This is a genomic window from Streptomyces sp. NBC_01314 (assembly GCF_041435215.1).
In the GTDB taxonomy this organism is placed as follows: domain Bacteria; phylum Actinomycetota; class Actinomycetes; order Streptomycetales; family Streptomycetaceae; genus Streptomyces.
The window spans coordinates 4,445,462-4,460,581 of sequence record NZ_CP108394.1; the positions used below are offsets into that span (position 1 = coordinate 4,445,462).

Genomic DNA, 15,120 nt, shown 5'->3' on the forward strand with positions numbered 1-15,120 from the left:
CTCCCGAAGCCGAGCTCACGTCGAGGGAACGCACCCCGACCAACGCCCCCTCACGCCCCCGTCGGGCACCCCGAGCCGAGGCACGACACCGCACACAGCCACAGCCCCGAACGCACCGGCGCACAACACCCCACCCGCGCGCGCCCCCGCACAGCGTCACGGGTGGGGCGTCCGGCGCCTCACGACTTCGGTTCGAACGTCTTCGTGAACGTCCGCCACGTGTCCTTGCGCAGCTCACCGCTCCACTTCGACGCCTTCGCGGTGTACATCAGCGCGTATCCCTGCTGAGAGTCGACGACGAATCCGCGGTCGATCGACCGGTACTTCGTTCCGCTCTCCACGTAGGTGAACTCCCAGTCGGCCGCGTTCCAGCCCCGGTAGCTCACCGCCTCTATTCGAATCCGCTTGTACTGCGAACGCGCCATGTACTGCTCTTGGTTCTTCCAGTCCGCGACCGGGTCGTTCTTCGGCGTGGTGATCCACCCGACGAGCAGCCGCTGCCCGTCGGGGCCGGAGAACCGGGCGCCCGCTGCGCCCGTGGACTGGTACTTCCACCCGTCGGGCAGCCCGATCGAGAACCCCTGACCGCTCTTGTACGTCTCGGTCGCGATGTTCCCCGAGCCGCCGGAGCCGTCACCGTTCACCGACCCGTTCGACCTGCCCGAAGGGCTCGGCGAACTGCCCCCGGACCCGCTCGAACCGTCGGCTTTCTCCGTCGTGTCACCGTCCGGAACGGGGTCGGACCCCTTGTCCGTGTTCTTGCCCTTGTCCGCGTCGGCGTCCTCGCTGTCGGCGTCGCTCCCCGACGCCGACCCGCTGGACGCCGCCGCCTTGACGTCCGCACCCTTGCTCTTGTTGGAACTGCCGTCGTCATTGCCGAGGGTGAGCGCCAGGACGGTCCCGAGGACGGCCAGCACCACCGCCACCGCGATGACGGCCAGCGTCCGCCGCGAGACCACGTCCGTGATCGGCGCCCTGGGCACCGGCCGCGGCGGCAGATCCGGCGGCGGCACCTGGGGCCACCCGGAAGTCCGCTTCGCCGGAACGGGGTTCCCCGTCCCGTCGCCCGCGCCCACACCGCCACCGGCGGCGCGCGGCCCCGGCACCCCCGGCGCCGACGTGCCCGCGGTCTGTCCCGAGCCACTGCCGGCCTTCGCGGCATCGGCACCCGATGCCACCCCGACGGAGGCGGACCTCGTCGTCACCACCGCCGGAGCCGCGGCCGGAGACGCCGGGCCGGCCCCACCGGAAGTCCCACCGGCCGCACCCCGCGCGACACCGGCACCGGCACCGGCACCCACGGTTCCGGCACCCGCCGCGGCCGCGCCCTTCCGCATGGACCACCGAGGCGCACGCGACCGTTGGCCGCCGCTCGCCTTGGCCCCGGCACCGCCGGAACCACCCTTCTTCGGGCGCTCCTCCGGCACGGGCGGCAACGGCACGACCCGCGTCGCGTCCACCGGCTCGACGTCCTTCGGGTCGGGCGCGTGGATCACGGTGTTGAGCATCGCCCGCGCACCGGCGTCGTCGAGCCGCCGCTCGGGGTCCTTGGTCAGCAGCCCGAAGATGACGTCCTTGAGGGGCCCGGCGCGCTTCGGCTCCGGCACCGGCTCGGTCATCACCGCGGTCAGCGTGGCTATGGCCGACCCCTTGTCGTAGGGCGGCACCCCCTCGACCGCCGCGTAGAGCAGACCGCCGAGCGACCACAGGTCGGCCGCGGGCCCGGGCTTGTGGCCGCGCGCCCGCTCCGGCGAGATGTAGGAGGGCGCGCCCACAAGCATGCCGGTCGAAGTGATGGAGGGGTCGCCCTCGACCTGCGCGATACCGAAGTCGGTGAGGACGACCCGGCCGTCGTGCTTGTCGAGGAGCACGTTCGACGGTTTCACGTCCCGGTGCAGGATGCCCTCGCGGTGCGCGGCCCGCAGCACGTCGAGAATGGCGAGCCCCACCTCGGCGGCCCGCCTCGGTTCGAGCACCCCGTCCTCACGGATGGCCTCGGCGAGCGACTTGCCCTCGACGAGTTCCATCACGATCCACGGCCGGTCGTCCTCGTGCACGACGTCGAACACCGTCACCGCGGCGTTGTTACGGATCCGCGCGATGGCCTTGGCCTCGCGAAGCGTGCGCGTGATCAGCCGCCGCTTCTCCTCCTCGTCGATGCTCGACGGGAACCTCAGCTCCTTGACGGCGACCGTACGGCCCAACGTCTCGTCCTTGGCACGCCACACCGTGCCCATGCCGCCGCGACCGAGCACCCCTCCCAGCCGGTACCGCCCGGCGAGGAGACGTGCGTCCTTGTCCTGACGGGATTCCCCAGCCCGCTCCGCCTCCGACATGCGTCCCCTCATGCAACCCGCCCTGACAGAGTCTCCATTGTCACCCACCCGCCAACCGCCCCACGCCCAGGGCCCCCCTCAACCAGCCACGCCGGCAGCTGAGGCGGGTTCAGGGACACACAGCCCGAAGACATTCAGCCCCTCCGGCGTTCGCGGACGAGCCCGAAGGGCGACAGCGAGTGTCCGGGGCGCAGCCCCCAGGGGAGGGGACCGGGTAGGCGCGGCGGGGGGCGAGAACAACGCCCCGCCGCACCCGGCGGCCACACCCAGCCCCCTACAACGGCACGATGTCCGGCGCCCCCAACCGAGCCGCATCCGCCGTCAGGTCGTCCGGCTGCCGCTGCGACTCCCGCTCCGCCTCCACCCTCTTCTCGTAGTGCTGAACCTCCCGCTCGATCTGGTCCTCGTCCCACCCGAGCACGGGAGCCATCAGCTCCGCCGCCTCCCGCGCACTGCGCGTCCCCCGGTCGAAGGTCTCGATCGAGATCCGCGTCCGCCGCGTCAGCACGTCATCGAGATGCCGCGCCCCCTCGTGCGAAGCCGCGTACACCACCTCGGCCCGCAGATAGTCGTCCGCGGCCTGCAACGGCTCCCCCATCGACGGATCGGCCGCGATCAGCTCGAGCAACTCCTCGGTCGCCGACCCGTACCGGTTCAGCAGGTGCTCCACCCGCACCACATGCAGCCCGGTACTCGCCGCGATCCGCGCCCGCGCGTTCCACAGTGCCCGGTACCCCTCCGCCCCCAGCAGCGGCACATCCTCGGTGACGCACTCCGCGACCCGTTGATCCAGCCCGTGCACGGCCGCGTCCACCGCGTCCTTGGCCATGACCCGATAGGTCGTGTACTTGCCACCGGCCACGACGACCAGCCCCGGCACCGGATGCGCCACGATGTGCTCCCGCGAGAGCTTGCTCGTGGCGTCCGACTCCCCGGCGAGCAACGGCCGGAGCCCGGCATAGACCCCTTGCACGTCATCCCTGGTCAGGGGCACGGCCAGGACCGAGTTCACATGCTCCAGCAGATAGTCGATGTCCGCGCTGGACGCCGCCGGATGCGCCTTGTCGAGGTCCCAGCCGGTGTCGGTCGTCCCCACGATCCAGTGCCGCCCCCAGGGGATCACGAACAGCACGGACTTCTCGGTCCGCAGGATCAGCCCGGTCGTGGAGTGGATCCGGTCCTTGGGTACGACCAGATGGATGCCTTTGGACGCCCGGACGTGGAACTGCCCCCGTTCACCCACCATCGCCTGGGTGTCGTCGGTCCACACCCCGGTGGCGTTCACCACCTGCCGAGCGCGGATCTCGTACTCCCCGCCGCCCTCGACGTCCTGCACCCTGGCCCCGACCACCCGCTCGCCCTCACGCAGGAAGCCGGTGACACGCGCGCGGTTGGCGACCTTCGCCCCGTACGACGCGGCCGTGCGCACCATCGTCGCCACATAACGGGCGTCGTCCATCTGCGCGTCGTAGTACTGCAACGCCCCGACCAGGGCGTCCTTCTTCAGACAGGGCGCGATGCGCAGGGCGTGGCGGCGGGTCAGATGACGATGGACCGGCAGGCCCCGGCCATGCTCGCGCGCCATCGACATCCCGTCGTACAAGGCGACGCCCGAGCCCGCGTACCACCGCTCCCAGCCCTTGTGCTGCAAGGGATAGAGGAACGGCACGGGCTTCACCAGATGGGGGGCCAGCCGCTCCAGCAGCAGCCCTCGCTCCTTCAACGCCTCCCGGACGAGGGCGAAGTCGAGCATCTCCAGATAGCGCAGACCGCCGTGGATCAGTTTGCTGGACCGGCTGGAGGTGCCCGACGCCCAGTCACGTGCCTCGACCAGGCCCGTGGACAGACCGCGTGTCACGGCGTCCAGGGCCGTGCCCGCACCGACCACGCCACCACCCACGACCAGCACATCCAGCTCGCGCTCGGCCATACCCGCCAGTGACTCGGCGCGCTGCGCCGGTCCCAGTGCCGCTGTCCTCACCGCTGCCTCCTGCTGTCGGTCGCGCCGGCCTCACCTGTCCATGCCCGTCAGGCAAGACCCGGTTCACATCCCCCTGCCCGAAATTCTGACCGTGTTGCCCGACTTCGGCCACCACCAGCCCCCAGCCTGTGGATAACTCCGCAGGACGCGCACAGAAAAACAATTTCCCAATCCCGCATATCGGTCATATTTACTCCTAGTGTTACATTGCGCTCGCTCGTCCAGTCCACAGGGCTTGCGCGCCTGTCCCGCTTCGGTTATTGGGAAGGACGGCCACAAGCCATGCCCGCAGATCTCGCCGTCATCGGACTCGGCCAATTGGGGCTGCCGCTGGCCCAGGCCGCCGTCGCCGCCGGCATCCCCACGCTCGGTTACCGCATCGGTCCCGACTCCGGCTCCCTCACCCCCGGCGAACTGCGCCGCATGCTCGCCCGCGGCTTCAAGCCCACCACCAGCCCCGCCGAACTCGGCCGCGTCCGTACGGCGGTCATCTGCGCCCCCACCTCACCGAGCGCCGACGGTTCCCTCGACCTCTCCCAGGTCGAGGAGGCCGCCCGCACCCTGGCCGCCCGGCTGCGCCCGCACACCACGGTCATCCTGGAGTCCCCGGTCCCCCCGGGCACCACCGAGGAACTCCTCCGCCCACTCCTCGAAGAGGGCTCGGGCCTGCGTGCGGGCCGCGACTTCCACGTCGCCTACTCCCCCGCCCGCGTCGACCCGGGCAACCGCGACTTCGGCCCCGCCAACACCCCGAAGGTGATCGGCGGCCTCACCTCCGCCTGCACGGAATCAGCGGCCGCCTTCTACGGACGCCTCACCGACAAGGTGGTCCGCGCGCGTGGCCTTCGCGAGGCGGAGACGGTCCACCTCCTGGAGACCAACTACCGCCACGTCAACATCGCCCTCGTCAACGAGATGGCCGCGCTCTGCAACGACCTCGGCGTCGACCTGTGGGACGTCATCCGCTGCGCCGAGACCAAGCCCTTCGGCTTCCAGGCCTTCCGCCCCGGCCCCGGCGTCGGCGGCCACGCCCTCCCCCAGGACCTGTCGGGCCACGCCCCCCGCTCGCTCCGCATGGTCGAACTGGCGCAGCGCGTCAACAACCGCATGCCCCAGTACGTCGTCCAGCGCGCCGCCACCCTCCTCAACGAGCACGGCAAGTCGGCCCGGGGCGCCCGCGTCCTCCTCCTCGGCGTCACCTACAAGTCCGACGTCCCCGACCAACAGGGCACCCCCGCCGACGAGATCGCCCGCCGCCTCATCGAACTCGGCGCCCACGTCAGCTACCACGACCCCCACATCCCCACCTGGAGCGTCCTCGACCGCCCCATCCCCCGGGCCGACTGCCTCTACGAGGCCACCGCCGACGCCGACCTGACGATCCTGCTCCAGCAGCACCGCACCTACGACCTCCAGGGCCTGTCGGTGAAGGCCCAACTCCTGCTGGACACCCGGGGGGCCACGCCTACGGGGGCGGCGCATCGGTTGTGAAGGGGGGCGCGTGGATGGCTGGGCCTCGGGGGATGGTGGCGCCGGGCTGCCGTACGTCAGTAGCGTACGAAGCGGAACCCGCCGCTGCCGCCCCGGCGGTGCGGCGGGTTCCAGAAAAGGTGGAGCCCACCGCAGCGGCATACTGCGGCAGGCTCCTGGATGGTGCACGGAGTGTCCGCCCCTATTTGGCTTGGGGGCGGCCGCTCACCATCCGAAAAGCCGCAAGATCCACCTCCTCCGGCACCGGGCCGCCCCACGGCGAATCCGGTACCGTACAAAAAAAGGTGGAGCCCACCGCAGCGGGATACTGCGGCAGGCTCCTGGATGGTTCACGGAGTGTCCGCCCCTAGTTGGTGTGGGGGCGGCCGCTCACCATCCGAAAAACCGCAAGATCCACCTCCTCCGGCACTGCACCATCCGAAGACGGAGTCGGTCCCAGCGGGTGGGCTTGCGGTGACGTCCCATGGGCGCCCCCTTCCACGACGCCGCCGATAGCCCGGTAGGCGGTCCGTTGGAAATCGGGCCGGGCCCCGAGGGCGGGGTCCGGACCATGTCCTTGGAAGGGGGCTCCCAGCCGAACTGGGGCGCCGAACACGAACGCTATCGCCCGGATCCGCCCGTTCGGCCCACATTCGCCCCAAACACAACCAGGCGCCCCACCCCCACAACTCACGCCCCCACCAGTCCACTTGGGCACAGAAAAGGGCCCGGTCGCCCTCAGGCAACCGAGCCCCGACCCACGCTCAAACCGAGCGCGGCGTCACCGCATGTGCTGCGAGTCCGCCACCGTCACCTCGACACGCTGGAACTCCTTCAGCTCGCTGTACCCGGTCGTGGCCATCGCCCGCCGCAGCGCACCGAAGAGGTTCATGGAGCCGTCGGGCGTGTGAGACGGCCCGGCGAGGACCTCCTCGATGGTGCCCACGGTCCCGAGGTCGACCTTCTTGCCACGCGGCAGCTCCTCGTTCACCGCCTCCATGCCCCAGTGGTTGCCCCTGCCGGGCGCGTCCGTGGCACGGGCCAGCGGGGAGCCCATCATCACCGCGTCGGCGCCGCAGGCGATCGCCTTGGGGATGTCGCCGGACCAGCCGACACCGCCGTCGGCGATGACGTGCACGTACCGGCCACCGGACTCGTCCATGTAGTCGCGGCGGGCGGCGGCGACGTCGGCGACCGCCGTGGCCATCGGGACCCGGATGCCCAGCACATTGCGTGTGGTGTGCGCGGCGCCGCCGCCGAAGCCGACGAGGACGCCGGCCGCGCCGGTGCGCATCAGGTGCAGGGCGGCCGTGTACGTGGCGCAGCCGCCCACGATCACCGGCACGTCCAGCTCGTAGATGAACTGCTTCAGGTTCAGCGGCTCGTGCGAACCGGAGACGTGCTCCGCCGACACGGTCGTCCCGCGGATGACGAAGATGTCGACGCCCGCGTCCACGACGGCCTTGGAGAACTGCGCCGTGCGCTGCGGGGAGAGCGCGGCGGCGGTGACCACACCGGAGTCGCGCACCTCCTTGATGCGCTGCCCGATCAGCTCCTCCTTGATGGGAGCCGCGTAGATCTCCTGGAGGCGGCGGGTCGCGGCCTCGTCGGCCATCCCGGTGATCTCGTCGAGCAGCGGCTGCGGATCCTCGTACCGCGTCCACAGGCCCTCGAGGTTCAGGACACCGAGGCCGCCCAGCTCTCCGATGCGGATCGCGGTGGCCGGGGAGACGACCGAGTCCATGGGAGCGGCCAAAAAGGGCAGCTCGAAGCGGTAGGCGTCGATCTGCCAGGCGATCGAGACCTCCTTCGGGTCCCGCGTACGGCGGCTGGGGACGACGGCGATGTCGTCGAAGGCGTACGCCCGGCGGCCGCGCTTGCCGCGCCCGATCTCGATCTCAGTCACGTCTGTGGCCTTTCCCTGATGCGTTCAGCGTCTACCAGTATCGCCGACGGGCACGACGAGGGCGGCCCCGGATGCACCGGGGCCGCCCTGGCCGCAGCGTGACGAGGTCCGCTGTCTACTTACGGCTGTAGTTCGGCGCCTCGACCGTCATCTGGATGTCGTGCGGGTGGCTCTCCTTGAGGCCCGCGGAGGTGATCCGTACGAAGCGGCCGTTGGCCTGGAGGTCCGGGACGGTCCGGCCGCCGACGTAGAACATCGACTGACGCAGGCCGCCGACCAGCTGGTGGACGACCGAGGAGAGCGGGCCGCGGTAGGGCACCTGGCCCTCGATGCCCTCGGGGACGAGCTGCTCGTCGGAGGCGACGCCCTCCTGGAAGTAGCGGTCCTTGGAGAAGGACTTGCGGTCGCCGCGGGACTGCATGGCCCCCAGCGAGCCCATGCCGCGGTACGACTTGAACTGCTTGCCGTTGATGAACATCAGCTCGCCCGGCGACTCGGCGCAGCCCGCGAGCAGCGAGCCCAGCATCACCGTGTCGGCACCTGCGACCAGGGCCTTGGCGATGTCGCCGGAGTACTGCAGGCCACCGTCGCCGATGACCGGGATACCGGCCTCCTTGGCGGCGAGCGAGGCCTCGTAGATGGCGGTGACCTGCGGGACGCCGATGCCGGCGACGACACGGGTCGTACAGATGGAGCCGGGGCCGACGCCGACCTTGATGCCGTCCACGCCGGCATCGATGAGGGCCTGGGCGCCGTCGCGTGTGGCGATGTTGCCGCCGATGACGTCGACGCCCGACGAGTTCGACTTGATCTTGGCGACCATGTCGCCGACCAGGCGGGAGTGGCCGTGGGCGGTGTCGACGACGATGAAGTCGACGCCGACCTCGATGAGGGCCTGGGCGCGCTCGAAGGCGTCACCGGCGACGCCGACGGCCGCGCCGACGAGGAGCCGGCCCTCGCCGTCCTTCGCCGCGTTCGGGTACTTCTCGGCCTTGACGAAGTCCTTGACCGTGATCAGGCCCTTGAGGATGCCCGAGTCGTCGACCAGCGGAAGCTTCTCGATCTTGTGCTTGCGCAGCAGCTCCATGGCCTCGACGCCGGAGATGCCGACCTTGCCGGTGACCAGCGGCATCGGCGTCATGACCTCGCGGACCTGGCGCGAGCGGTCCGACTCGAAGGCCATGTCACGGTTGGTGACGATGCCCAGCAGCCTCTTGTTGGCGTCGGTGACGGGCACACCACTGATGCGGAACTTGGCGCACAGCGCGTCGGCCTCGCCGAGCGTGGCGTCCGGGTGCACGGTGATCGGGTCGGCGACCATGCCCGACTCGGAGCGCTTCACCAGGTCGACCTGGTTGGCCTGGTCCTCGATGGAGAGGTTGCGGTGCAGCACGCCCACGCCGCCCTGGCGGGCCATGGCGATGGCCATCCGGGACTCGGTGACCTTGTCCATCGCGGCCGAGAGGAGCGGGATGTTCACCCGCACGTTCCTGGAGACGTACGAGGCGGTGTCGATCTCGTCAGGCGCCATGTCCGACGAGCCCGGCAGCAGCAGCACGTCGTCGTAGGTCAGCCCGAGCGTCGCGAATTTGTCGGGCACTCCGTCGACGTTTGCAGTCATGACACCTTCCCCAAATGGCCTTGATCGGTGCGGATGTCCATGCTAACGGGAAGCGTGGGGCACACATTCCACGGTACGAAGTGATACCGGGCTTCGTATGTTCGTACGGAAAAGGCACCCCGCGTGTTCATGCGGGGTGCCTGGGAGCCCGTACGGCTACTGCTCCGCCAGCGCCCGGAGCCTGCTCAGCGCCCGGTGCTGTGCCACGCGGACCGCGCCCGGTGACATCCCCAGCATCTGTCCGGTCTCCTCGGCCGTGAGCCCCACCGCGATCCGCAGCAGCAGCAGCTCCCGCTGGTTCTCGGGGAGGTTGGCCAGGAGCTTCTTGGCCCACTCGGCGTCACTGCTGAGCAGGGCGCGCTCCTCGGGACCCAACGAGTCGTCGGGGCGCTCCGGCATCTCGTCCGAGGGGACGGCCGTCGACCCGGGGTGGCGCATCGCGGCGCGCTGGAGGTCGGCGACCTTGTGGCCGGCGATGGCGAAGACGAACGCCTCGAACGGCCGTCCGGTGTCCTTGTAGCGCGGCAGCGCGAGGAGGACGGCGACGCAGACCTCCTGCGCCAGGTCCTCCACGAAGTGCCGCGCGTCACCCGGCAGCCGGGACAGACGGGTGCGGCAGTAGCGCAGCGCCAAGGGGTGGACATGGGCGAGCAGATCGTGCGTGGCCTGCTCGTCCCCGTCGACCGCGCGATGCACGAGCGCACCGATCACTGTCGTCTCGTCGTCGCGCATCGGTCCATGGTGCCTTGCGGCCGTCCGGTCCGTGGCGCCACGTCCATGGTTGTGCACCGAAGCGTTATGAGCAGGTGCGCCGGAACTCATCTCCTGCGCCCTCCCCTCCCGCTCGTTCGACTGCTCCCCGAGGAACTCCACACCTCAAGGATGCGGCATCCGCGGCGAAACGAGCAGCGGGCACCCGCTCGACCCCTCTCACCTGGCGGTAAGCGCCCCCGCCCGCCTCGCGGCAGGCGGGGATTCCCGAGCCCCCGTCGCGGCTCACCTAGCGAACCAGGCCCCAGCGGAAGCCGAGCGCCACCGCGTGCGCGCGGTCCGAGGCACCGAGCTTCTTGAACAGGCGCCGGGCGTGGGTCTTGACGGTGTCCTCGGAGAGGAACAGCTCGCGACCGATCTCGGCGTTGGAACGACCGTGGCTCATGCCCTCCAGCACCTGGATCTCGCGCGCGGTGAGCGTCGGCGCGGCGCCCATCTCGGCGGAGCGCAGCCGACGCGGGGCGAGCCGCCAGGTCGGGTCGGCCAGGGCCTGCGTCACCGTGGCGCGCAGCTCCGCACGGGAGGCGTCCTTGTGCAGATAGCCCCGCGCGCCGGCGGCGACCGCGAGGGCCACGCCGTCCAGGTCCTCGGCCACGGTGAGCATGATGATGCGCGCCCCGGGGTCGGCGGACAGCAGCCGCCGTACGGTCTCGACGCCGCCCAGTCCGGGCATGCGTACGTCCATCAGAATCAGATCCGAGCGGTCGGCCCCCCAGCGGCGGAGGACTTCCTCGCCGTTGGCCGCCGTGGTCACGCGCTCGACGCCGGGCACGGTCGCCACCGCGCGGCGCAGCGCCTCTCGGGCAAGCGGGGAGTCGTCGCAGACGAGGACGGATGTCATGGCCGCCCTCCGCAGCTGATGCGCGTCACCTTGAGCCTCCAGGCTGGTACGAAATCGTCACCTGTGCGGTCGATACTCACGAGCGGACACGAACACCTGCCCGAGCGCTTTTCTCTCAACCGCCTCCGCCCGTCTCAACGACGGTCACTCGAAAGAGTTACGGGATGGCTGGCTACCTTCGGCACTCTACGTGAGGGCGCGCACACGGTGCAGACCTGCACAACGGACCCTCAATGTTTCACCACAACCCATGCCCCATTCAGCCGTTTTTCTTCCCATTTATTGGTGTCTGAGGCTAGATTCGCAATGAGTCATATTTTCATCTCCTTAGATAGTCGATGTACGGTCATGGGCAACATCTCCGCCCAGAACGGCAACAAGGGGACACGTAATGGCAGATTTCTCCCGCCTTCCCGGACCGAACGCTGATCTGTGGGACTGGCAGCTCCTCGCGGCCTGCCGTGGGGTCGACAGCTCACTCTTCTTCCACCCCGAAGGAGAACGCGGTGCGGCACGGAGCGCTCGTGAGAACTCGGCCAAGGAGGTCTGCATGAGATGCCCGGTCCGCGCACAGTGCGCGGCCCACGCCCTCGCGGTGCGCGAGCCGTACGGCGTGTGGGGCGGGCTGACCGAGGACGAGCGCGAGGAGCTCATGGGCAGGGCGCGCCACCGACTGGTGACGGCGTCCGCGTCCGCGCCGGGGGACGACACCGGCGCGAACACCTGAAGGAACGTTTCTTCAAGATCTTTTCACCGAACCGTGCGGCACCGCTTCGGGGCCGTCCGGCGTCAGCGCGCGGCCGCTCCGGCCAGCCGGTCCAGCGTCGCCGCGACCGTGGGCACCCGGGCCAGGTCCGGCAGGGTGAGCGCCACGATCTCCCGGCGCACCGCGGGCTCGACCATCACCGTCCGCACCCCCTTGGCGCGTACGGACTCGATGGCCAGCTCCGGCAGGACGGCGACCCCGAGGCCCGCGCCCACCAGGCCGACCACCGCCGGATAGTCGTCGGTCGCGAAGTCGATGCGGGGCGTGAAGCCCGCACTCTCGCAGACCCGCACCAGCTGCCCCCGGCAGCGCGGGCAGCCGGCGATCCAGGGTTCCCCGGCGAGTTCCCCGATGCCGATGGACCCCGTACGGGCCAGCCGGTGTCCCTGCGGCACGAGCCCGACGAGCCGGTCCGTGAGCAGGGGCCGGACGACCAGGTCGTCCCACTCCCCCTCCTCCGCGCCCGCCGCGCCCTCGTAGCGGAAGGCGAGCGCGATGTCGCAGTCGCCCTCGCGGAGCATCTCGACCGAGCGCGGCGGTTCGGCCTCCTCCAGAGAGACCCGGGTGCCGGGGTGCGCGGCGCGCAGGGCGGCCAGGGCGGTGGGGACGAGGGTGGAGCTGCCGCTGGGGAAGGAGACCAGGCGGACCCGGCCGGCGCGCAGACCGGCGATCGCGGCGACCTCCTCCTCGGCCGCGGTGAGCCCGGCAAGGATGCCGGCCGCGTGCCGCACCAGGGCCTCGCCCGCCTGTGTCAGCCGCATCTCGCGGCCGCCGCGGACGAGCAGCGGGGTGCCGACGGAGGATTCGAGCGCCTTCATCTGCTGACTGACGGCGGGCTGGGTGCAGCCGAGTTCGCGTGCGGCCGCCGAGAAGGATCCGGTGGCGGCGACGGCGCGCAGGACACGGAGATGACGGGCCTCGATCACGGCGTCGAGCATAAGCGGGGCTTGGGCAGGGTGCCGAATATCGCGTCGACGCTTTGACCCCGGTCCGCCTACCGTGCCTGTATGAAGCTTCTTTCACTGAATGTGGGGCGGGCCGAGGCCGTCGACGTCGCGGAGGAGTCGAAGAGCGTCTCGGGTATCGACAAGCGGCCGGTGGACGGGCCGGTGCGGGTGGCGGCGCCCGGCCCCAAGGGGGTCGGCGGCAGCGGGGTGGCCGGGGACGCGGTGTGCAACACGCGGCACCACGGCGGCGACGACCAGGCGGTCTACGCGTTCGCCCGCGAGGACCTGGACGGCTGGGAGCGCGAGCTGGGCCGCACCCTGCCCAGCGGAGTCTTCGGCGAGAACCTCACCACCGAGGGCCTCAACGTCTCCGGCGCCCTCATCGGCGAGCGCTGGCGGATCGGCTCCGAGGTGGTCCTGGAGATCACGTCCGGCCGTATCCCCTGCCTCAACTTCCAGCGGCATCTGGGCGAACGGGGCTGGGTGAAGCGCTTCACGCGCGAGGGCGCGCCCGGCGCGTACCTCCGGGTGATCCGGCCCGGCGAGATCCGTGCGGGCGACCCCATCGAGATCGTGCACCGCCCCGACCACGACATCACCGTGTCCCTCGCCTTCCGCGCCACGATGAACGAACACGGTTTGCTGCCACGGCTGTTGGCGGCGGGCGAGGCGCTGCATCCGGAGGTGCTGGAGACCGCGCGGAAGTACGTGTCGGCGCAGGGGTGACGGGCGGGTCCGCAGGAGGGTGCCCGTGAAGGTGCCACGCCGGTGCGGGTGTTCACCGAGGTGTCGGCGAAGCCGCTGGTGAACGTGCGGTGGAGCGGACGGGCCCGCACAGTCCCGGTCACTACGCTTGCGCCATGACAACGGCTCTGATTACGGGATCGACCGCGGGGATCGGTGCCGCCTTCGCGCGGCGGCTGGCGGCGGACGGGCACAACCTGGTGCTGGTGGCGCGGGACACCAAGCGGCTGCGGGACCAGGCGACCGAGTTGCACGACCGGCACGGCATCGAGGCGGAGGTGCTGACGGCGGACCTCGCGACGGACGACGGCATCGAGGCGGTGGCGCGGCGGCTGGCCGACCGCAAGAGCCCGGTCGACCTGCTGATCAACAACGCCGGCTTCGGCAACAAGGGCAGCTATCTCGACGTCTCCATGGCCGACGAGCTGAAGATGCTCAAGGTGCACTGCGAGGCGGTTCTCCGCCTCACCTCGGCGGCCACCGAGGCCATGCGCGAGCGCGGTCGCGGCGGCGTGGTGAACGTGGCGTCGGTCGCCGCGTTCCTGCCTCGCGGCACGTACGGGGCGTCGAAGGCCTGGGTCGTGCAGTTCACCCAGGGTGCCGCGCGCGACCTGGCCGGCACCGGCGTCCGCCTCATGGCCCTGTGCCCCGGCTTCGTCCGTACCGAGTTCCACGACCGGGCCGGCATGGGCACCGACGGCGTCCCGTCCTGGATGTGGCTCGACGCGGACAAGCTGGTCGCGGCGGCTCTGGCCGACCTGTCCCGCGGCAGGACCGTCTCCATCCCGGACCCGCGGTACAAGGCCCTGATGGGTGTCGTGAAGGTGGTGCCGCGAGGGCTGCTGGGCGGGATCAGCTCGAAGACGGGGCGGAAGTACGGGCCGCGGTAGCCGTGGGCGCGGCGGCGCCTGAGGGTGAGAGGGAGCGGGCGGCGGGGGACAATGGAACTGTTCCACCCGAGCCAGGGGGGCCGGAGGCGGTCTCATGACATTCGTGCAGCTCATCGACTGCAGGACGAGTCGGTTCGACGAGATGAACCGGCTGATGGACACATGGGTCGAGCAGACCAAGGGGAAGCGGACGGCGACGCACAGCGTGATCGGGAAGGACCGGTCCGACGGCTCGCACTTCGTGGAGATCGTGGAGTTCCCGTCGTACGAGGAGGCGATGCGGAATTCCGGGCTGCCGGAGACGGAGCGGATCTTCCAGGAGATGGTGGCGCTGTGCGACGCGATGCCCACGTTCACGGATCTGGATGTGGTGCGGGACGAGCAGCTGTACGCCGGGACGGCGCGACGGTTCCTGGCGACCATCGCCACCAAGGGCGAGCTGCCGCCGCTCGACGATCTGCTCACGGAGGGCTACCACGACCACGTTCCCTCCGAGGAGCCGGACGCCATCGGGATGGACGCGTTCAGGCGGACCGTCGAGGAGTGGCGGGGCGGGTTCGACTTCGAGTTCACCGTGGAGGACCAGATCGCCCAGGGTGACCGGGTGTGCACGCGGTGGACCTGGAACGCGACCCACAAGGGGGACTTTCTCGGGATCCCGGCCAGCGGACGGTCGGTCCGGATGACGGGGACGATCATTCACCGGTGCTCCTCCGACGGGAAGATCACCGAGGGGTGGTGGGAGTACGACCGGCTCGGGCTGATGGGGCAGTTGGGCGCCCTCGACGATCTGGAGAAGTAGGCGGCGCGCCCTGAAGCATCCGCCGGAGCGGGCAGCGACGCGGGA

The 15,120-nt window shown here is 70.5% G+C and carries 12 protein-coding genes; 5 read left to right on the forward strand and 7 right to left on the reverse strand.

Features of this window, described 5'->3' with window-relative positions; all coding sequences use genetic code 11:
• Positions 1-179 precede the first annotated feature (179 nt).
• Positions 180-2,336 (reverse strand): serine/threonine-protein kinase, encoded by a 2,157-nt coding sequence (locus OG622_RS19410; protein ID WP_371577606.1) that lies wholly within the window; start codon positions 2,334-2,336, stop codon positions 180-182.
• A gap of 274 nt (positions 2,337-2,610) precedes the next feature.
• A complete protein-coding gene (locus tag OG622_RS19415) occupies positions 2,611-4,317 on the reverse strand; it encodes a glycerol-3-phosphate dehydrogenase/oxidase (protein ID WP_371577608.1) in 1,707 nt (568 codons plus the stop codon).
• A gap of 282 nt (positions 4,318-4,599) precedes the next feature.
• Between OG622_RS19415 and OG622_RS19420 the strand changes: the two genes are divergently transcribed.
• Complete coding sequence (locus tag OG622_RS19420; RefSeq protein ID WP_371577610.1) at positions 4,600-5,808, forward strand: nucleotide sugar dehydrogenase; 1,209 nt, start codon at positions 4,600-4,602, stop codon at positions 5,806-5,808.
• A 760-nt stretch (positions 5,809-6,568) separates the two neighbouring features.
• Here OG622_RS19420 and OG622_RS19425 read toward each other — a convergent pair.
• From OG622_RS19425 to OG622_RS19440, 4 genes are all read right to left on the reverse strand, one after another.
• Entirely contained in the window at positions 6,569-7,693 is a 1,125-nt protein-coding gene (locus OG622_RS19425) for a GuaB3 family IMP dehydrogenase-related protein (protein ID WP_371577612.1), read from the reverse strand.
• Between the two features lie 115 nt (positions 7,694-7,808).
• Positions 7,809-9,314: an IMP dehydrogenase gene (guaB, locus tag OG622_RS19430; protein WP_371577614.1), complete on the reverse strand. Its 1,506-nt coding sequence runs from the start codon at positions 9,312-9,314 to the stop codon at positions 7,809-7,811.
• 156 nt (positions 9,315-9,470) lie between these two features.
• Entirely contained in the window at positions 9,471-10,046 is a 576-nt protein-coding gene (locus OG622_RS19435; protein ID WP_005481141.1) for a sigma-70 family RNA polymerase sigma factor, read from the reverse strand.
• 268 nt (positions 10,047-10,314) lie between these two features.
• Positions 10,315-10,926, reverse strand: coding sequence for a response regulator transcription factor (locus tag OG622_RS19440; protein WP_003948568.1), 612 nt, complete (start codon positions 10,924-10,926; stop codon positions 10,315-10,317).
• Between the two features lie 391 nt (positions 10,927-11,317).
• Between OG622_RS19440 and OG622_RS19445 the strand changes: the two genes are divergently transcribed.
• On the forward strand, positions 11,318-11,653 hold the full coding sequence (locus tag OG622_RS19445; RefSeq protein ID WP_371577616.1) for a WhiB family transcriptional regulator: 336 nt from the start codon (positions 11,318-11,320) through the stop codon (positions 11,651-11,653).
• A gap of 62 nt (positions 11,654-11,715) precedes the next feature.
• Here the strand turns inward: OG622_RS19445 and OG622_RS19450 are convergent, their stop codons facing one another.
• Positions 11,716-12,618, reverse strand: a complete 903-nt coding sequence (locus tag OG622_RS19450) for a LysR family transcriptional regulator (RefSeq protein WP_371577618.1) — start codon at positions 12,616-12,618, stop codon at positions 11,716-11,718.
• Positions 12,619-12,699: 81 nt separating this feature from the next.
• Between OG622_RS19450 and OG622_RS19455 the strand changes: the two genes are divergently transcribed.
• The 3 genes from OG622_RS19455 to OG622_RS19465 all read left to right on the forward strand — a co-directional run bounded on the left by OG622_RS19455 (position 12,700) and on the right by OG622_RS19465 (position 15,075).
• Positions 12,700-13,365 (forward strand): MOSC domain-containing protein, encoded by a 666-nt coding sequence (locus tag OG622_RS19455; RefSeq protein ID WP_371577620.1) that lies wholly within the window; start codon positions 12,700-12,702, stop codon positions 13,363-13,365.
• A gap of 134 nt (positions 13,366-13,499) precedes the next feature.
• Positions 13,500-14,273, forward strand: a complete 774-nt coding sequence (locus OG622_RS19460; protein ID WP_371577622.1) for an SDR family NAD(P)-dependent oxidoreductase — start codon at positions 13,500-13,502, stop codon at positions 14,271-14,273.
• Between the two features lie 94 nt (positions 14,274-14,367).
• Positions 14,368-15,075, forward strand: coding sequence for an ester cyclase (locus tag OG622_RS19465; protein ID WP_371577624.1), 708 nt, complete (start codon positions 14,368-14,370; stop codon positions 15,073-15,075).
• Positions 15,076-15,120 lie beyond the last annotated feature (45 nt).